The following is a 20,331-nucleotide window of genomic DNA, read 5'->3' as shown; positions in this document are numbered from 1 at the left end:
CTCTGGCTATTGTGTCGATGGCACGCGTGGCATGCTGTGCATAAACTTTGCGCACCAGCGAGTTGACGCCAGGCTATCGGATCGCCAAACGCCATCGGCGAAACCAAATACACGGCCCTGACCCAGCCGTGGCGGTTCAGCGACTTTACGAGTGGAAGGTTACGAAACCCAATGAGCGTAAACCCGTTCGATGACGACAATGGCACCTTCTTCGTCCTGATCAACGATGAGGAACAGCACAGCCTATGGCCAACTTTTGCCGAGATTCCGGAGGGCTGGCGAGTGGTCTATGGCGAGGCTCAGCGCGATGCCTGCCTGACCTACATCGATGAGAATTGGACCGACATTCGGCCGAAGAGTTTGCGTGAGAAGCTGGCGCAACGTCGGACCGCTGAGGCATAAGCGGCCTCTGGCAAGGCCGACCGCTGTCGCCAACGCGTCTCGCTGATCCGTCCCATAGTGCCCATGTAGCTTGGCCGTTCATGTCTGCACGGGCAGGTGGGTGGCCTGTTGCCTCATTTCAAGATGCGCGCGAAGTTTGATTCGTTGACTCATCTACGGATGCGCGCGTGGGAGCGGGCTCGACTGGGGCCTTGGTCTTCGGTGCGGCCTTGCTGGTGGTGATCGCGAGTAGCTCGGAGGTGAGGGCCTGGATCTGACGTTGCACGGCGGCGGGGTTGATGCGGATGTAGGTGTCGGCCAGGATCGCCTTGTCCTCGGTGCTGATGGTCTCGTGGGCCTCGGCACGGCGGTACGGCGTGGCCGCTTGGTCGTATTTCTTGGAGACCTTTGCACCAACCCGGACTTTCGACACCAGCTTTTGTTGCGGGTAGAAGTAGTTGGTCAGCTTCGACTGCAGGATCCAGATCTTGTTGAGCAGCAACAGTTCTGCTTGCGTGTCGTAGCGGTGGTAGCCCACCACGATGCGCACGATCGCCCAGTTCTTCTGCTCGACATGGCAGCCGTCGTTTTTGTTGCCCGGCCGCGAGCGGGTGAAGGTGATCCGGCGTTTCTCACACCACGCCAGCAGATGGCTATTGATGAACTCCCCGCCATTGTCGCTGTCCACGCCGAGGATCGGAAACGGCATGCTCTTGGCGATGTCATCGAGTGCGGCCAGCACCCATTTGCGGGCCTTGTTGGGCACGCTGCGGTTCTCGGTCCAGCCGGTAGCGATGTCGGTGACGGTCAAGGTCCAGGCGTGCTCACCAGCGGCATTACCGCCGTCGTGGGACACCAGGTCGATCTCGACAAACCCCGGTCGCGCGTCGTCCCAGTCCGCCCAGGTGCGTACCGGGATCTGAGACTTCAACAACGTCCCGGGCTTGGTGGTGCTGCGGCCCTTAAGCTGGTAGCGGCGCCGCTCGGGTGCCAGGCGGCGGTCGATGGTGGCCGCGGACATGCCCACCAGCAGCGCGGCGGTGTCGTCATCGATGACCAGCTCACCAAACTGCCGCAAAATCGCCACCAGCTCGCCCAGCACCGGCGCCAGCCGCTTACCCGCAGGCATGCCCAGAACTGCCCAGCAGAAGACCAGCGCTGCAACGACTTTCGGTCCATACTTCGGTGCACGCGGTGACCGGGGCTTGACCAGCTTTGGCCGCAACGCCGCCTTAAGTGCCTTGCGGGCATGATTGCGATGCCATCCCGTGGTGGCGCACAACTCGTCGAGAATCCGGCCCTTGCCAGCCTTGTCCGCCCGCGCGTAACGGCTCGCGATCGCCTTCGTCACGGCCTTGCGTTGACTCATCGTCAGTCCCATCGTCCGGGCCTAACCAGCGATGCGTCAGCAGCCAGGTAGGCGCGCCCTACGCGCGCACTCTCAGATGAGGCAACGATGAGAACTACGCGCGCATTATTGGTGAGTCAACGCGGGTGGTTGTCGGGATCGGCTCGAGCACACTAATGTCAACCCAACGGCCGTCGCACATTTGGTCGATCCAATCGCGAACACAGTCGCTTCGTTCGATGAAGCTGTGGAAGTCCTGCTTGCCCGCCTAGCTCCCCTAGCGGCGCTCGACACGCGCACTGCCCGGGCTCGGGTGATCGAGGCCCCGCTGAGCTACGGAACACGTCGAGCAAGCGTCAATGTGCACTCTGCTGTGCGTCAGCCGTTTCAAGCAAGGCTATTTGCCCGTGGAAAGGGTTGCCTGTGTGAACTAAATTCCTCTCACGGCGCGATATTGCGAACCGCGCGAGCGGTTCGTGATCTTGTCAGCCCATTGTCTGTGCCGACCCGACCGGATAGTCGACGTCATTTCCAGTTCGAGGAGAGCGCCATGATAGTTGACGCCACCAATGCCAAAATCACCAACGTCTTCGATGCCGCGGCCCGCACCGCTGGCGATCGCAAGTCACCATGTCGCAACCCGCTGCGCAAGCGCCCCGTGAGGCGGCGCTTTCTGGCTGCGGAGGAAGTGCGTGAGCTTAGTCGTGACCTCCGCATGCTCATTGCAACCAATGGAACTCTCACCGGGATTCTCGGCATTGTGATCGACGACGACATCGACGTCGAGATAGTTGAGCAGCAGAGCCCTTCCACCGCACCGGAAACCGCTTATTCTGAGCGATCGATCGGCGGATCCATGCAACGCAGATTCTTACTCAAGGGAAGGTGCTCGGGTAACCCGTTCGTAGCTGTCGAGGCGTTGATCGCGGTCGATCTTCTGCCGCCCGCGCTCGTGACGAGTTTGATGACAACGCATCGCCCTCTTTGCGAGTTGATGATAAGCAACGGTGTCGAGTCTTATCGAGAGACAGCCAAGGTCTGGATGGGAAAACTGCCGACGTGGGCTGCATCTGGTAGCTGTCAGGATTCAGGTCCGACGGTCGGCCGTCAGTACCGGACATTTATCGGAGGCAAACCGGCCCTGATCATCACTGAATACTTCCCACTACACGCATTCTCGGATTAAGCCTCGGCAAGTGTGCAGCTGGAAAGTCGGAAAATGACATCGCGGTCACGAAAGCAATCTTGATGGGTCATCCAATGATGCGGAATGACAATATAGCGAGAACTCTCGCCAAGATGGCCGAAAAATCGGGTTGGCGGGACACGCCTGCGTACTACGCACCAGACATCGTTACTCATGCGCAAATCCATGACGGTGTTTTACAACTGGGCGAGGTGCTAAGAAGCCGCGGCCTTTGCAGAGGTGATCATGTCCTCTTGTGCCTGCCGGATTCGCTGGATCTAGTGCAATTGTTGTTGGCCTGTCTGGCGCGGGGGCTTCTGGCATTTATCGCGAATCCGGAGCTTCATCCCAATGATCACCGATTTCAGGAGCGTGACGCCGAGCCGGCGCTTGTCGTCACGACCGCTGGTCTACGCGATCGGTTTCCTCTGTCCTGTGCGGTGACCGCAGCAGAGCTGCTATCCGATGCGACCCGAGCCGAGCCGGCGGACTACGAGCCGATGAGTGGTGACGCGTTTGCGTACGCCACATATTCTTCAGGCACAACCGGATCGCCGAAGGCGGCGCTTCATCGCCATGCCGACGTAGTGACGTTTGTTGAGGCTATGGGTCGGGGTGCGTTGCGGCTGACTCCCGAATATATCGGGTTAAGCAGCGCGCGGATGTATTTTGCATATGGCTTGGGTAATTCGGTCTGGTTTCCGCTTGCGACGGGTAGCTCGGCAATCATCAGCCAGTCACCGGTGAGCCCCGAGTCGGCGGCTAAGGTCTGTCAGAAATTTGAGCCGTCAGTGTTTTACGGTGTGCCAACTTTATTTGCACGAATTCTCGACATGTGCTCGCCCGATTCATTCCGTTCGCTTCGCTGCGTAGTGTCAGCCGGCGAGGCTCTTGAGCTGGGTCTTGCCGAGCGACTCGTCGATTTCTTTGGCGGCATTCCTATCCTTGACGGTCTTGGTTCTACTGAAGTCGGGCAAACATTCGTCTCAAATAGGGTCGACGAATGGCGTCTCGGGACCTTAGGAAAGGTTCTCCCGCCTTACGAAATCCGAGTGTTGGCTCCGGATGGCACAGCCGTCAAGCCTGGGATGGTCGGCGATTTATGGGTCCGCGGGCCATCAATTGCGCCGCGGTATTGGAATCGGAACACAGAGCCGTTGCTGGGAGAGGAGAATTGGCTCGAAACACGGGACACGGTGTGTGTCGACGGCGAGGGATGGGTTACCTATCACGGACGCGCAGATGAAGTAGAAATCATCGGAGGCGTCAACGTTGATCCGCACGAGATTGAGCGGATCATTCTCGAAGACGACGCTGTCGCCGAGACCGTGGTCATCGGATTGAAGGAGGCGACGGGCGCGTCCGTCTTACAGGCGTTTCTCGTCCCTCGCCGAGACGCAACCCTTGATCGGTCGACAATTTGGGAAATCCACCAGCGATTGCTGCTGCGTTTGTCCTCGTTCAAGGTGCCGCACCGCTTTGCCATTATTGAGCAGCTCCCGCGAACCGCTACCGGGAAGGTGATACGCCGCGCACTTCGAGCGGAGAAGCCAACGGCGCCTATTTGGCAACTGCCAGCCGCCACACCCAATTCACACGCGGCGATGGATCTAACTGGCACATCGGCATTGACCACCCGAACTGGCGCAGAGAATGCCGGAAAAACACTTAGCGATCGCTTGACGGCCTTGCAGCAAGAACGTTACCGGTTGCTGGTGGACGTGGTTAGTGCAGAGACCGCGAAAATGCTGGGCCAGCCCGATCCGCGGGCGATAAACCGAGACAGCGCTTTCTCGGATATGGGCTTTGACTCCCAAATGACGGTCGAACTGCGCAATCGATTAGCAGCGGTAACAGGCCTGGAACTGCCCGAGACGGTCGCGTGGGACCACGGCTCGGTGGCAGGGTTGGCCAAGTACTTGGAGGGCGAATTATCTGGCTGGGACGAGCGGGCGGCCGCCCCCTCCCCCGCGCAGGTGGATGACCCGGTGGCCGTCATCGGCATGGCCTGCCGGTTTCCCGGTGGGATCGATTCGGCTCGAGCCCTGTGGGAGGTGGTCAGTAGCGGCACCGACGTGATGGGGGCTTTCCCGACGGATCGCGGCTGGAATCTGGCCGAGCTGTTTGACCCCGATCCCGATGCGGTGGGCAAGACCTACACCCGTTACGGCGCATTCCTGGCCAGCGCCGCCGACTTCGACGCGGAGTTCTTCGGGATTTCTCCGCGGGAGGCCCTGGCCATGGATCCCCAGCAGCGGGTGTTGTTGGAGGTGTGTTGGGAGGCGTTGGAGTCCGCCGGCATCGACCCGGCCGCTCTCGCGAGCTCCGATACCGGGGTCTTCGCCGGGACCTGGGCACAGGCCTACGGGCAGGTGGGTTCCGATGGCCTGGAGGGCTATGGCCTGACCGGTAGCGCCACGAGTGTGGCCTCGGGGCGGGTGGCGTATCTGCTGGGTTTGCAAGGTCCGGCGATCACGGTGGACACCGCATGCTCGTCGTCGCTGGTGGCCACCCACTTGGCGTGTCAGTCGCTGCGCAACGGTGAGTCGGCTTTGGCGTTGGCCGGTGGGGTGACCATCATGACCACACCAGCGTCCTTCACCGAGTTTGCTCGCCAGCGTGGACTAGCTAGCGACGGCCGTTGCAAACCGTTCGCCGCCGCCGCTGACGGCACCGGCTGGGGTGAAGGCGCTGCAGTGGTGGTGCTAGAACGGCTCAGTGACGCCCACCGGCACAACCACCCCGTGTTGGCCGTCATCGCCGGCTCAGCAATCAACCAAGACGGCGCCTCCAACGGTCTGACCGCCCCCAACGGACCCGCCCAGCAACGCGTCATCCGCCAAGCCGTCGCCAACGCCGGGATCGCGCTGAGCGACGTTGACGTGGTCGAGGCCCACGGCACCGGCACTACCCTGGGCGATCCCATCGAAGCCGGCGCGCTGATCGCCACCTACGGCGCCGCCCGCGACCCCGAACGCCCCCTGTGGTTGGGATCGATCAAATCCAACCTGGGTCACACCCAAGCCGCCGCCGGGGCCGCCGGGTTGATCAAGATGATCTGCGCCCTCAACCACGACACCTTGCCACCCACGCTGCACGTGGACCAACCCAGCCCACATGTCGACTGGTCGGCCGGAACCGTGCGGCTGCTCAGCGAGCCCACCGCCTGGACCGACACCGAGCACCCCCGCACCGCAGCCATCTCTTCGTTTGGCATTAGCGGCACCAACGCCCACGTCATCGTCCAACAAGCGCCCTGCGCACCCGCGATACCCAAACCCGAAGTGGTCTCGCCGGGTGCACCCCCACTACGGCTCTGGCCGGTTTCCTCCCGCAGCCCCGCGGCGCTTGCTGCCCAGGCCGACCGCCTGCACCAGCACCTCCTCGAGCATCCCGACCTCGATCTCACCGACGTGGCCCATAGCCTGGCCACCACCCGAACCCAGCACCCGTACCGGGCCGTCATTACCACATCTGCGGCGTCCGACACTCCACGCCAGGATCTGCTGGCCGGGCTGCATGCGCTACGCACCGGCAGACACCATCCCAGCCTCACCCAGAACCACCTGGCTCATCAGGGCAAAACCGTCTTCGTTTTCCCCGGCCAGGGAGCCCAATACCCGTCCATGGGCACCCACCTCTACCGGCACCACCAAGTCTTCGGCGACGCCCTCGACGAGGTGTGTGCAGCCTTTGATCGCCATCTCGAGGTACCGCTACGCGAGATAGTTTTCGCCGCACCCGGCACCGCATTGGCCCAGCTGTTACAGCAAACGGCCTACGCCCAGCCCGCGTTGTTTGCCATCGGGGTGGCCATGCACGCCACACTCACCCACATCGGTATCACGCCAGACTGCCTGCTTGGGCACTCCATCGGGGAACTCACCGCCGCCCACCTCGCCGGAGTGTTCTCCCTACCCGACGCCGCGGTGTTGGTCAGCGCCCGGGGCCGACTCATGCAGTCCTGCGCTCCCGGAGCAATGCTGGCCGTACAGGCCAGTGAGCACGACATCGTCGCCCTGCTCGACGACTACCCCGACACCGCCATCGCCGCGATCAACAGCCCCAGCTCGATCGTGGTCGCCGGACCCTTCGATGACATCGCCGGACTCCGTGAGCGGTGCCGCAGCCGCGGCTACCAGACCACCTCACTGGCGGTCAGTCACGCGTTCCACTCACCGGCCATGGACCCCGTCCTGCCCGAATTCGAAGCCATTGCCGCGGGCTTGACCTTCCATGCGCCCACGCGGCCAATCGTCTCCAATCTCACCGGAAGCCTGGCCACCGCCGAGCAGCTCAATTCCCCCCGCTACTGGACCCAACACCTTCGCGAACCAGTCCGCTTCGGCGACAGTGTTGCCGGGTTACTAGCGCAGGGTGAGCACACGTTTGTCGAGTTGTCGCCTCACCCGGTACTAGCCCCGGCGATCACCGACGCCCTCACTAACGCGAACGGACGTACCCAGTCGGCGGCGATCACCACGCTGCACCGCGACCGGTCCGACCTCGACACCTTGACCACCGCGGTCGCTCAGCTGCACACCCACGGCCATAGCCCGAGATGGTCGGTCCTGTTTCCGCACGCCCGGACCACCGCATTGCCCACCTACCCCTTCCAGCACCGCCGCTACTGGCTGGCCCCCACCACCAGCGTCGACGTCAGGGCCGCCGGACTCGACGGGGCCGACCATCCCCTGCTCTGCGCCGTCACTCACGTCGCCGATCAAGACCAGATCGTGATCAGCGGGCGCCTGTCGGCCAGCACGAACACCTGGCTGACCGGTCACCGCATCCACGGCACCGTTGTCTTTCCCGCCACCGGCTTCATCGAGGTACTTCTCCACGCGGGTCAACACGTTGACTGCCCCGTCATCGACGAGCTGATCCTGCATGCCCCCCTGGCCCTCGCGGAACACGTGCCCACGGATCTTCAAATCATCGTGCACCCACCTAACGTGCATGCCCAGCGGCGTTTTACCGTCCATAGCCGTACCGGTGCGGAAAACTACCGCGGATCCTGGGTTTTGCACGCCACCGGCGCATTGAGCGGGGACCGGCCCACCACCCCCGCGCTCGCCACCCCACCCTGCGTGGAGACCGTCGACACGGACGCCTTCTACCAACAGTTAGCCACCCGCGGCCTGCAGTACGACAGCCCCTTCCAGGCGGTGGTCGGCATCGGACACGATCCGATCAGCCCCGACAGCGTCTACGCCGAGATCGCCCTTCCCCCCGACACCGAGATCACCGGCTACACCCTCCACCCCGCGCTGCTCGACGCCGCCCTACATCCCCTGATCACACTGGACACCGGGCCGCACGTTGACTCGCCAGGTCCGCGAGTTCCGTTCGCGCTGACCGGAATCAGCCTGCACGCGACTGCGGCCACCCGCCTCCACGTCCGCCTCACCCGAACCGACACCGACACCTACGCCCTGCACGCTACCGACCCCACCGGCGTCCCGGTCATCACCATCGCCACCGTTAACCTGCGCGCCTTGCCCGATTCCGTACCTCAACAAGCGCTCACACCGACGCAACGCGACAGCCTGTTCCAAGTGGACTGGCCAGCTCTGCCCCACGGCACCTTCCCCGAGGCCGGGGTTTCACCCACCTGGGCCGTCGTCACCGCTGATCGACACCACGTTGTTTCCGACCTGCACCGGGCCCCGATCCACACCGACCTGAGCCACCCCGGCCTATCCGCCGCGGACCTGGTTATCTGGGCGCTGCCCCCCACCCGCACCGACGCCGATCCCCTCCGGCAGGTGCACACCCTGACCGAGCACACCCTGAGTCAACTGCAGCACTGGCTGACTCGCCCGGACGCCCTCAACACCCGATTGGTCATCCTGACCCAGCACGCCGTGAGCACCAGCCCCCACGATCGTCGCCCCGATCTAGCCCACGCCGCAGCCTGGGCCCTGATCCACAGCACCCAAAACGAGCACCCCGGCCGCATCACCCTGCTGGACACCGACGACACCGCCGATGGCGTCGTCAACATCGTGGCGGGCATCGGCCACATCAGCACCGAACCCCAACTCGCCCTCCGTCACGGCAGAGCCCACGTCCCGCGCCTAACCCCCGCCACGTCCCTGACCCCGCCCCCGGCTCCCGCCTGGCAACTCGGCACTCTCGGCAAGGGCGACTTGACCAATCTTGCCCTGGTACCCACCGACCCGCTCACCGAGTTGGCTCCCGGGCAGGTCCGCGTCGCCATCCGGGCTGCCGGGCTGAACTTCCACGATGTCGTCGTTGCTTTAGGCGCCATCACAGACGAAGGGCTCGGCGCGGAAGCCGCCGGCGTCGTCATCGACACCGCCTCCGATGTGACCACCCCGCGACCCGGTGACGCGGTGATGGGGTTGTTCCCCAACAACGCCTTCGCGCCCACCGCGGTCACCGATCACCGGATGGTTGTTCCCATCCCGACGGGATTGTCGTTCAGCCAGGCCGCGTCGGTGCCGGTGGCGTTTTTGACGGCCTACATCACCCTGGTCGAGCTGGCCGGGCTCGGCGCTGGCCAGCGGGTGCTCATCCACGCCGGCGCCGGCGGGGTCGGTCAAGCCGCCATTCAGATCGCGCATCACCTCAAGGCCCAGGTCTTCAGCACCGCCCACCCCAACAAACACCAGGTGCTCAAGGATCTGGGGGTCCGTCCCGAGCACATCGCCTCATCGCGGACGCTCGATTTCGTCGAAGCATTCGCCGCTGCGACCGACCACCAGGGCATGGACGTGGTGCTCAACAGCCTCACCGGAGACTTCGTCGACGGGTCGCTGCAGTTGCTGCCCCGCGGCGGGTCTTTTATCGAAATCGGCAAGACCGACATCCGGGTAGCCGGCGAGATCGCCAAGGCCCACCCCGGCGTCGCCTACCAGGCGTACGACCTGCACGGGGCAGGGCCTGAGGACATTCGCCAGGCATGGACCACGCTGAGCGACCTGTTCACCGCGGGCATCCTACGACCGCTACCCACCACCAGCTACGGCCTGCTGCAGGCGCAGCGCGCGTTCCGGGACATGAGCCAAGCCCGCCATACCGGCAAGCTCGTGCTGATCCCGCCGACAAGCTGGGATCCGCAGGGCACGGTACTGATCACTGGGGGCACCGGAACATTGGGCAGTGTGTTCGCCGAACACCTGATCACCCACTACGGAATGCGCCACCTGCTGCTGGTGTCGCGGCGCGGCCCGAACGCCCCCGGCGCCGCCGAACTACACCAACGACTGACCGAACTGGGCGCCCACGTCACCATCACCGCCTGCGACACCAGCAACCCCACCGAACTCGCCACACTGCTGAACACCATCCCCACCCAACACCGACTCACCGCGATCATCCACACCGCCGGCGTCCTCGACGACGCCGTCGTCACCGAACTGACCAGCACCCAACTCCACACCGTGCTACACGCCAAAGCCGACCCCGCCTGGCACCTGCACCAACTCACCAGCGACCACGACCTGGCCGCCTTCGTCATGTTCTCCTCGGCCACAGCCACCCTAGGCAACCCCGGCCAAGCCAACTACGCCGCCGCCAACGCCGTCCTCGACGCCCTAGCCCACCACCACCCCCACGCCACCAGCCTGGCCTGGGGCTACTGGCAAACCCCCTCCGGCATGACCGCCCACCTCAGCGAACTCGACCAAGCCCGCGTCACCCGAGACGGCCTGACCCCCATCACCACCGACCACGGCCTCACCCTCTTCGACACCGCCCTGACCCACCACCAACCCACCCTGATCCCCGCCCCCATCAACCCAGCCGCCCTCAACCGCCTCGCCCGCCACAACACCCTGCCCGCAATCCTGTCCGCCCTGACCACCACCCGACCCCAAGCCGCCTCGGCCGTCAGCCCTCAAACCCTCACCACACGACTAGCCACCCAAACCCCCGACCAACAACGCCACACCCTGCTCACCCTGGTGGTCACCACCACCGCCACCGTGCTCGCCCACCCCGACCCGGCCACCCTCGATCCCGACCGCCCCTTCAAAGACCTCGGCATCGACTCACTGACCGCCCTCGAACTACGCAACACCCTCACCCAACACACCGGCCTCACCCTGCCACCCACCCTCATCTTCGACCACCCCACCCCCAACGCCATCGCCGAACACCTGCTCAACCAGCTCACCACCACCGTCGACACACGCGCCCAGGTGCGGGAGGTGGCCACCACAGGTTTGGGTGAACCCATTGTGGTGGTTGGTATGGCGTGTCGGTTTCCCGGCGGGGTGGATTCGCCGGCGGCGTTGTGGGAAATGGTCAGTAGCGGCACCGACGTAATCGGCGCTTTCCCGACGGATCGTGGCTGGGATTTGGCGGAGTTGTTTGATCCCGATCCGGATGCGGTGGGCAAGACCTACGCCCGCTCTGGCGGTTTTTTGGCTGAGGCCGCCGAATTTGACGCGGAGTTCTTCGGGATTTCTCCGCGGGAGGCCCAGGCCATTGATCCCCAACAGCGGGTGTTGTTGGAGGTGTGCTGGGAGGCGCTAGAAACCGCCGGCATCGATCCGGCGGGGTTGATGGGCTCCGCGGCCGGAGTCTTCGTTGGAACCTGGGCGCAACCCTACGGGGACGCCACTTCTGACGATGTGGAGGGCTACGCCACCGGCACTCTCACGAGCGTGGCTTCGGGACGGGTGGCGTATTCGTTGGGGTTGCAGGGCCCTGCCATCACGGTCGACACCGCCTGCTCGTCAGCGTTGGTGGCCACGCATTTGGCGTGTCAGTCGCTGCGCAATGGTGAAAGTAGCCTGGCCCTTGCCGGTGGGGTGACCATCATGACCACGCCGGGGCCGTTCACCGAGTTCGCTCGTCAACGTGGGTTGGCCGCTGATGGGCGGTGTAAACCGTTCGCCGCGGCCGCGGATGGCACCAGCTGGAGCGAAGGCGCTGCGGTGCTGGTGCTGGAACGTCTCAGTGATGCCCGCCGCCACAACCATCCGCTGTTGGCGGTGATCGCCGGCTCAGCGGTCAATCAAGACGGCGCGTCCAACGGGTTGACCGCCCCCAACGGCCCGGCACAGGAGCGCCTCATCAAACAGGCCGCGGCCAACGCCGGGATCAGTTTGGGCGAGGTCGACGTGGTCGAGGCGCACGGGACCGGCACCCGTTTGGGCGATCCCATCGAAGCCGGGGCGCTGATGGCCACCTACGGCGCCCATCACAATGCCGATCATCCGTTGTGGTTGGGCTCGATCAAATCCAATCTGGGTCACACCCAAGCCGCCGCCGGGGCCGCCGGACTGATCAAGATGATCTGCGCCCTCAACCACGACACCATGCCGCCCACCTTGCACGTCGATCGCCCCAGCCCCCACGTGGACTGGTCAGCCGGAACCGTGCGCCTGCTCACCGAGCCCACCGCCTGGCCCGACACCGACCACCCCCGCACCGCCGCCATCTCCTCGTATGGCATTAGCGGCACCAACGCCCACGTCATCGTCCAACAACCCCGAACACCGCCAGCCACCCCCGCTCCCGAGCCGACGGTGGATCATCCCCCGCTTTCGGTGTGGCCCGTCTCGGCGCGCAGCGCCCGGGCTTTGACCGCCCAAGCTGATCGGCTCTATCAACACCTCGTCGAGCATCCGGATGCCGATCTCACCGATCTGGCCTACAGCCTGGCTACCACGCGCACCCAGCACCCGTATCGGGCGGCCATCACCGCACCGGCCGCGGCTGACGATGTCCGCGCCGAACTGCTGGCCGGGCTCGACGCCTTGCGCACCGGCCGGCCCCACCCATATGTGGTCCAGCATCATCTGGCCCGTCCGGGCGCCAAGATGGTGTTCGTCTTGCCGGGCCAAGGCGCGCAGTACCCCGCCATGGGCTCTGGGCTGTATGCCCATCACCAGGTATTCGCCGACGCCCTCGACCAGGTCTTCGCCGCCTTTGACCCCCATCTCGACGTGCCACTGCGCGAGGTCATGTTCGCCGACCCCGCTTCGCCGTCAGCACAGCTGCTGACCCTGACCGCTTACGCCCAACCGGCCCTGTTCGCCTTCGGAGTGGCCATCCACGCGGCCTTGGCCGACGCCGGGATCACCCCCGACATCGTGATGGGCCACTCCATCGGTGAACTCACCGCCGCCTATCTGGCAGACGTTTTCTGCCTCCGAGATGCCGCGATCCTGGTCAGCGCGAGGGGTCGACTCATGCAAGCCTGCGCCCCCGGGGCCATGCTGGCCGTCCAAGCCAACGAGAACGACATCACCGCCCTGCTCGGCGATTACCCCGACACCACTGTTGCCGCGATCAACGCCCCCACCTCGATCGTGGCCGCCGGGCCCTTCGACCAGATCGAACACCTCCGCGACGCGTGCGCCACCCGCGGCTACACAACCACCTCACTAACGGTCAGCCACGCCTTCCACTCACCAGCCATGGACCCCGCTCTGGCCGAATTCCACACCATCGCGGCGGGTTTGACCTTCCACCCGCCCAGATTGCCGATCATCTCCAATCTGACCGGACAGCCCGCCACACCCGAGCAACTCAGCTCACCTCAGTACTGGACCCAACACCTACGCCAACCCGTGCGCTTCGCCGACAGCGTGGCCACCCTGCTCGCTGCCAGCGCCCACACCTTCGTCGAACTCTCTCCCCATCCCGTGCTGGCCCCCGCCATCAACGACACCCTGGCCTACGCCGGCACGCCCCACGCTTCGACCGTGATCACCACCACCCGCCGCGACCGACCCAACCTCGATACCTTGACCACCGCGCTGGCCCAGCTCCACACTCGCGGCCACAGCCCCTGCTGGGCCAGCCTGTTCCCCGCAGCCCACACCACCGCATTACCCACCTACCCCTTCCAGCACCACCGCTACTGGCTCGCCCCCACCCCCAGTACCGACGTCAGCACTGCGGGCCTGCGCCGACCCGACCACCCCCTCCTCGGCGCCATCACCCACCTGGCCGACCAAGACCAAACCATCCTCAGCGGCCGACTCTCCCCCACCACCCACCCTTGGCTAACGGGCCACTCCGTCGATGGCGCCGTGGTGTTTCCCGCCACCGGATTCGTCGACCTATTGCTTTACGCCGGCCACCACACCAACTGCCCCGTCATCGACGAACTCATCCTGCACACCCCCCTGATACTGACCCACCACGCCGGCACCGACCTGCAAATCACTATCCAGCCCCCCAACGACACCGGCCGTCGACACGTCACAGTCCACACCCGCCCCAGCGGTGAGGACCTCGACGACCCCTGGCTGCTCCACGTCAGCGCCATCCTCACCGCTGAGCAAACCCCCACCCCCGCGCCCACACCACCACCGACCTTAGCGGCCATCGACACCGAGAACTTCTACACGAACCTGGCTAACCGAGGCCTGCAGTATCACCCCCCATTCCAGGGAGTGATCGGCATCGGCTACAACCCCACCGACCCCGACACCGTCCACGCCGAAATCGCCCTACCCCCCGACGTCGACATCACCGGCTACGGCATCCACCCCGCCCTGCTCGACGCCGCACTCCACCCGCTGACCGCACTCGACGGGCACCATGCCAACTCCACCGGCCCACAGTTGCCGTTCACGCTGACGGGGATCACCCTCCACGCGACCACCCCCACCCACCTGCATGTGCACCTGACCCGCACCAACACCGACACCTACACCCTGCACGCCACCGACCCCACCGGGAACCCCGTCCTCACCATCACCACCCTGACCCTGCGCCCCCTACCCAACACGCTGGCCCACCCGACCCCCGCTACCGCACTCCGCCACAGCCTGTTCCAGCTCGAGTGGCCGCCCCTACCCGCCCAAACCTTCCCGGCCGCCACCATCTCACCCACCTGGGCGCTAGTCACCAGCACCTCCCACCCCCAACTCATCGACCTAGACGACCTACCCACCTACCCGGACCTGACCCACCCCGACCTCGCCCACACCGACCTCACCATTTGGACACTCCCCCTCACCAACCAGCACGACACCCTGCAGGAGGTGCACACCCTCACCCAACACGCCCTGACCCAACTACAACACTGGCTGGCCCGCCCCGACACCCTAACCACCCACCTAGCCATCCTGACTCACCATGGGGTAACCACCAGCCGCCGTGACCAGGCACCTAACCTGGCCCACGCCGCAACCTGGGCCCTGATCCACACCGCCCAGAACGAACACCCCGGCCGCATCACCCTGATCGACATCGACCACACCACCACGAACAACATCCTGATCAACACCCTGGCCACCCTCGGCCCCACCCACACCGAACCCCAACTCGCCCTACGCCACACCACCGCCCACACCCCCCGCCTCACCCCGACCAACCCCACCCCAACCAAAGCCCCCACCCACTGGGATCCGCAGGGCACGGTACTGATCACTGGGGGCACCGGAACATTGGGCAGTGTGTTCGCCGAACACCTGATCACCCACTACGGAATGCGCCACCTGCTGCTGGTGTCGCGGCGCGGCCCGAACGCCCCCGGCGCCGCCGAACTACACCAACGACTGACCGAACTGGGCGCCCACGTCACCATCACCGCCTGCGACACCAGCAACCCCACCGAACTCGCCACACTGCTGAACACCATCCCCACCCAACACCGACTCACCGCGATCATCCACACCGCCGGCGTCCTCGACGACGCCGTCGTCACCGAACTGACCAGCACCCAACTCCACACCGTGCTACACGCCAAAGCCGACCCCGCCTGGCACCTGCACCAACTCACCAGCGACCACGACCTGGCCGCCTTCGTCATGTTCTCCTCGGCCACAGCCACCCTAGGCAACCCCGGCCAAGCCAACTACGCCGCCGCCAACGCCGTCCTCGACGCCCTAGCCCACCACCACCCCCACACCACCAGCCTGGCCTGGGGCTACTGGCAAACCCCCTCCGGCATGACCGCCCACCTCAGCGAACTCGACCAAGCCCGCGTCACCCGAGACGGCCTGACCCCCATCACCACCGACCACGGCCTCACCCTCTTCGACACCGCCCTGACCCACCACCAACCCACCCTGATCCCCGCCCCCATCAACCCAGCCGCCCTCAACCGCCTCGCCCGCCACAACACCCTGCCCGCAATCCTGTCCGCCCTGACCACCACCCGACCCCAAGCCGCCTCGGCCCCCAGCCCTCAAACCCTCACCACACGACTAGCCACCCAAACCCCCGACCAACAACGCCACACCCTGATCACCCTGGTGGTCACCACCACCGCCACCGTGCTCGCCCACCCCGACCCGGCCACCCTCGATCCCGACCGCCCCTTCAAAGACCTCGGCATCGACTCACTGACCGCCCTCGAACTACGCAACACCCTCACCCAACACACCGGCCTCACCCTGCCACCCACCCTCATCTTCGACCACCCCACCCCCAACGCCATCGCCGAACACCTCACCCAAAAACTCGGTCACAGCACACAAGACCTTGGGCGCCCTGCTGATATGCCGGATGCCGAGATCCAGCGCCTCGTTGCATCAATTCCGGTCGGACGCCTCAGAGATGCGGGGGTGCTCGAGCTCCTCTTGGGCATGACTGGTCACGGCTTCCAGGCCTCGCAAGACCCCGGCAACGTCACCGTCACAGACCTGAACCTCGACGATCTGGTGAACATGGTCCTGGACGGCGACTAAGACGACTAAAGGGAGTTCCGAGCATGTCGCCTCGTGGCTGCGTGCTGCAGCGTCCGATCCACCGATGAGTCCTAGACCCTGGCCTCTGACGGCTGCAGGACGGCGGGGGAACCGTATCCAGAACTGGGCTCAAGGCTGCGGGCATTGCTACCGGGCCGGGTACGTACCTTAAGTGGCCACCAGAACCAGCGTCCGAGTAGGGCGGCGATCGCCGGTGTCATGAACGACCGCACCACGAGCGTGTCGAATGCCAGCCCCAGGGCGATAGTGGTGCCCACCTGACCGATGATGCGCAGATCGCTGACGCCCATGCTTGCCATCGTCGCGGCGAACACCATTCCGGCCGTGGTCACGACCTTGCCGGTGCCACCCATGGCTCGGATGATCCCCGTCTTGAGTCCCGCTCCTATTTCATCTTTCAACCGGGAGACCAGCAGCAGGTTGTAGTCGGATCCCACCGCCAACAGCACGATGACGGACATCGCAAGCACCAGCCAGTGCAGTTCGACGCGCAGAATGTGCTGCCAAAGGAGCACTGAAAGGCCAAAGGATGCGCCCAGGGAAAGTGCCACGGTTCCGACGATAACCAGCGCAGCGATTAGGCCTCTGGTAATGAGCAACATGATGATAAAGATAAGGCAGAGCGACGAGATTGCGGCGATCAATAGATCGAATTCGTCGCCGTCTGATATGTCTTTATAGGTGGCAGCAGTGCCGGCGACATATATTTTTGCGTCCTCCAACGGAGTTCCTTTGAGCGCCTCCTCCGCCGCCGTCTTTACGGCATCAATACTTCGGAGACCCTCGGGCGTTGCGGGCTCACCTCGGTGCGAAATGATAAACCTAGCCGCTTTCCCGTCGTCCGATAGGAACACTTTCATGCCCCGTTTGAAGTCGGGGTTTTTGAAGGTCTCCGGGGGCAGGTAGAACGAGTCGTCATTCCTGGCGGCGTCGAACGCCTTGCCCATGGCGGTGGCGTTCTCGCTCATTTCGTCCATTTGATCGTAGATCCCGGACATGGTGCTGTGCATGGTCAGGATCATGGTCCGCATGTTTTCCATTGTTTCAATCATTGGCGGGAGCTGTGCGGCCATTTCGGGCATGATGCGGTCCATGTTTTGCAAATCACCCACCAGGGTGGTCAGTTTCTCGCTGATCTGATCTACACCGTCGAGCGCGTCGAATATTGAACGCACCGACCAGCAGATCGGAATGTCGAAGCAGTGCCTTTCCCAATAAAAGTAACTACGAATCGGTCTCCAAAAGTCTTCAAAGTCCGCAATGTGATCGCGCAGCTCGTCAGTGATCTGTTTCATCTCGACGGTGTCGCCGAGCATTTTGTGTGTAATGCCGGTCATCTGGATCATTAATTCATATGTACGCTGCATGAGGGCGATCGACTTCGCCATGTCGTCCGCCTGGGTCAGCATGTCGTTCATCCGGTCGCGCTGGTACTTCATGGTCTGCAACTGGCCGGCGTTCTGCATGCTCAGCTGAAACGGTATCGACGAGTGCTCGATGGGCCTTCCGTTCGGCCTAGTTATTGCTTGGACCCGCGAGATGCCCGGGACCCGGAAGATCGCTTTAGCCAGTTTGTCCAAAATCAGAAAATCTGCCGAATTACGCATATCATGATCGGTCTCGATCAGCAAAATGTCGGGCTTCATCCGAGCCGCGGAAAAATGGCGTTCGGCCGCGGCATATCCGACGCTAGCAGGAATGGACGTGGGCATAAACGCACGATCGTCGTAGCTGACTTCATATCCAGGCAGGGCGAGTAGGCCAACCAGGGCGATCGCGCACGCCGCGCAGAGGATCGGCGCTGGCCATCGAACGGTTGCGGCGCCAATGCGTCGCCATCCGCGCGTTTTGATCTTGCGCTTGGGGTCGAACAGGCCAAAGTGGCCGCCAACCGTGAGTACGGCCGGTCCCAGCGTCAGCGCGACGCCGACGGCAACGAGGATGCCGACCGCGGACGGGGCGCCCATGGACTGGAAGTAGGGCAGCCGCGTGAAGCCGAGACAACCCATCGCACCCGCGACGGTTAGGCCAGAGCCCAAAATTACGTGAGCGACGGCGCGGAAGGTGGTGTAGTAGGCCGCTTCTCGATCTAGGCCGGCCTGACGAGCCTCTTGATACCGGCCGATAAGGAATATTCCATAGTCCGTTCCGGCCGCGATTGCGATAGTAGTGAGCAGGTTTACGGAAAAAGTCGACAGCTGGATAAACTGCCGATCCCCGAGAAACGCGACGACCCCTTTTGCGGCCGTCAGTTCGATAAAGACGGTGAGGAGCAGAAGGATGACCGTGCCGATCGAACGGTATACCAGAAGGAGCATGGAGACGATCACTACTACCGTGAGCAATAGAATTCTATTGAGCGATTTGTCGCCGGTGGTACTCATATCGGAGACGAGCGCCGATGGGCCGGTGACATAAACCTTGACCCCTGGTGGCGGCCCCGGTGCGTGCGCCACGATCTGTCGTACTGCTTGGATGGATTCGTTTCCCAGCGACTCGCCTTGGATGCCGGAAAGATTTAGTTGAACATAGGTAGCTCTACCATCGGCGCTTTGGGCTCCCTCGGCCGTCAGGGGATCTCCCCAGAAGTCTTGAATGTGCTGCACATGTTTCGTGTCGACCCTGAGAGCCCGGATCAAACCGTCGTAGTAGCGATGTGCAGCATCACCGAGGGATTGATCGCCCTCCAGAACTATCATCGCCACATTGTCGGAGTCGGATTCTTTGAATACCTTTCCGATCCGTTTAGCCGCCACTAGCGATGGCGCCTCCGGAGGACTTGGCGCTACCGAGTGGTCTTGCCCGACCTTTTCCAGCGGCGGAACGCACACACTGAGTACGACAACCAACGACAGCCATCCCAAGATAATTGGAACCGAAAGCTTGCGGATCGTCCGCGCAATAATTGGCTGGTAGGTGCGCTCGTTGCTCACGCTGATTTCACCACGCAAAATGTAAATGCATTGACCTCATTGGAGATTCGTTCGGCTTTGATAATGCCATCTACAGTTATGCGGCAACCAATCTGGTCACTGTCTCCCTGCGCCATCAGGTTTCCCATTACGGCTGGCAGAGTCGTGGAGATCTTCAGCGTCCACGGTAAGCGTGCTCCATCTACCCTTTTGGGATCCGAGTTGACGTCGAAGTAGCTGATATCGGCCACTGTTCCCGGCGGACCAAAAACCTCGTAGGTAATCTTCTTAGGGTTGAAAGGCTTGGTTTCCTCACCCTTAGCGTCCATATACGCCTCACGCTTTTGCGAACCAAAGAAACCATGGATCCGCGCCACACTGAATCCCGCAATCACGACGACCACTAGGACGACGAGTGGTACCCATAGGCGCATCAGCACCCTGAAAATCCGAATCATTTTTACTCCGTTGGCATATCCAATGCCGGGCAGCACGCCGTACTGGCTGATGTGGCCTTTAATGCTGAGCCCGTGAGTCCTGCGGTGCGAATACGCATTCGACTATGCCGAGCAACGTGCACAGAACGGTTTAATCTGGTGAATTCGGGGCCACAGCATCATTTACCTGCCGATACCGATGGGGCAGCTCGCCTGATGGGTGATCCAGTGGATCTGCTCCATGCGAATTCTCCTGTATTCCTGCCGGGCATAGATCGATTCACGGAGATATCTACCAGCCCTGGTGGACACCACGGCAACGTCCACAATGCCCACAATCCGGCCGATAGGAAGGTCAACCTGCACATAGTGCCCGCACATAAATCGGTGTATTCGATTTATTGACCGCGAGCGGTGTCCA

The 20,331-nt window shown here is 63.4% G+C and carries 6 protein-coding genes and 1 pseudogene; 4 read left to right on the top strand and 3 right to left on the bottom strand.

The features are described 5' to 3' along the window. Positions 1-171: 171 nt before the first annotated feature. The gene (locus tag AADZ78_RS12915) at positions 172-402 is read left to right on the top strand and encodes an MbtH family protein (RefSeq protein ID WP_085250953.1); all 231 of its coding nucleotides are present in this window, start codon (positions 172-174) and stop codon (positions 400-402) included. Between the two features lie 118 nt (positions 403-520). On the opposite strand, the gene AADZ78_RS12910 is transcribed toward AADZ78_RS12915, so the two are convergent. Continuing rightward, positions 521-1,762: an integrase catalytic domain-containing protein gene (locus AADZ78_RS12910; RefSeq protein ID WP_085251563.1), complete on the bottom strand. Its 1,242-nt coding sequence runs from the start codon at positions 1,760-1,762 to the stop codon at positions 521-523. A gap of 517 nt (positions 1,763-2,279) precedes the next feature. Between AADZ78_RS12910 and AADZ78_RS12905 the strand changes: the two genes are divergently transcribed. The 3 genes and pseudogenes from AADZ78_RS12905 to AADZ78_RS12900 all read left to right on the top strand — a co-directional run bounded on the left by AADZ78_RS12905 (position 2,280) and on the right by AADZ78_RS12900 (position 16,540). Then, positions 2,280-2,915: a chorismate--pyruvate lyase family protein gene (locus AADZ78_RS12905; protein ID WP_085251086.1), complete on the top strand. Its 636-nt coding sequence runs from the start codon at positions 2,280-2,282 to the stop codon at positions 2,913-2,915. Positions 2,916-2,977: 62 nt separating this feature from the next. After that, positions 2,978-4,423: pseudogene (locus AADZ78_RS29050) on the top strand (AMP-binding protein); the annotation flags it as partial. Positions 4,424-4,630: 207 nt separating this feature from the next. Next, complete coding sequence (locus tag AADZ78_RS12900) at positions 4,631-16,540, top strand: SDR family NAD(P)-dependent oxidoreductase (protein ID WP_341343639.1); 11,910 nt, start codon at positions 4,631-4,633, stop codon at positions 16,538-16,540. A gap of 71 nt (positions 16,541-16,611) precedes the next feature. On the opposite strand, the gene AADZ78_RS12895 is transcribed toward AADZ78_RS12900, so the two are convergent. Both AADZ78_RS12895 and AADZ78_RS12890 read right to left on the bottom strand, forming a co-directional pair. Then, on the bottom strand, positions 16,612-19,494 hold the full coding sequence (locus AADZ78_RS12895) for an RND family transporter (RefSeq protein WP_139828806.1): 2,883 nt from the start codon (positions 19,492-19,494) through the stop codon (positions 16,612-16,614). Next, complete coding sequence (locus AADZ78_RS12890; RefSeq protein WP_239655168.1) at positions 19,491-19,931, bottom strand: MmpS family protein; 441 nt, start codon at positions 19,929-19,931, stop codon at positions 19,491-19,493. The genes AADZ78_RS12895 and AADZ78_RS12890 overlap by 4 nt, the downstream gene beginning before the upstream one ends. Between the last annotated feature and the right edge of the window lie 400 nt (positions 19,932-20,331).

Source organism: Mycobacterium riyadhense, assembly GCF_963853645.1.
GTDB lineage: Bacteria > Actinomycetota > Actinomycetes > Mycobacteriales > Mycobacteriaceae > Mycobacterium > Mycobacterium riyadhense.
The sequence above is the reverse complement of the archived record's forward strand: the minus strand, read 5'-3'. Positions and strand labels throughout refer to the sequence as shown.

Excerpts from the sequence above, each read along its gene's own strand:
- AADZ78_RS12915 (WP_085250953.1), top strand. The coding sequence starts at position 172 with ATGAGCGTAAACCCGTTCGATGACGACAATGGCACCTTCTTCGTCCTG.
- AADZ78_RS12910 (WP_085251563.1), bottom strand. The coding sequence starts at position 1,762 with ATGGGACTGACGATGAGTCAACGCAAGGCCGTGACGAAGGCGATCGCG.
- AADZ78_RS12905 (WP_085251086.1), top strand. The coding sequence starts at position 2,280 with ATGATAGTTGACGCCACCAATGCCAAAATCACCAACGTCTTCGATGCC.
- AADZ78_RS12890 (WP_239655168.1), bottom strand. The coding sequence starts at position 19,931 with ATGATTCGGATTTTCAGGGTGCTGATGCGCCTATGGGTACCACTCGTC.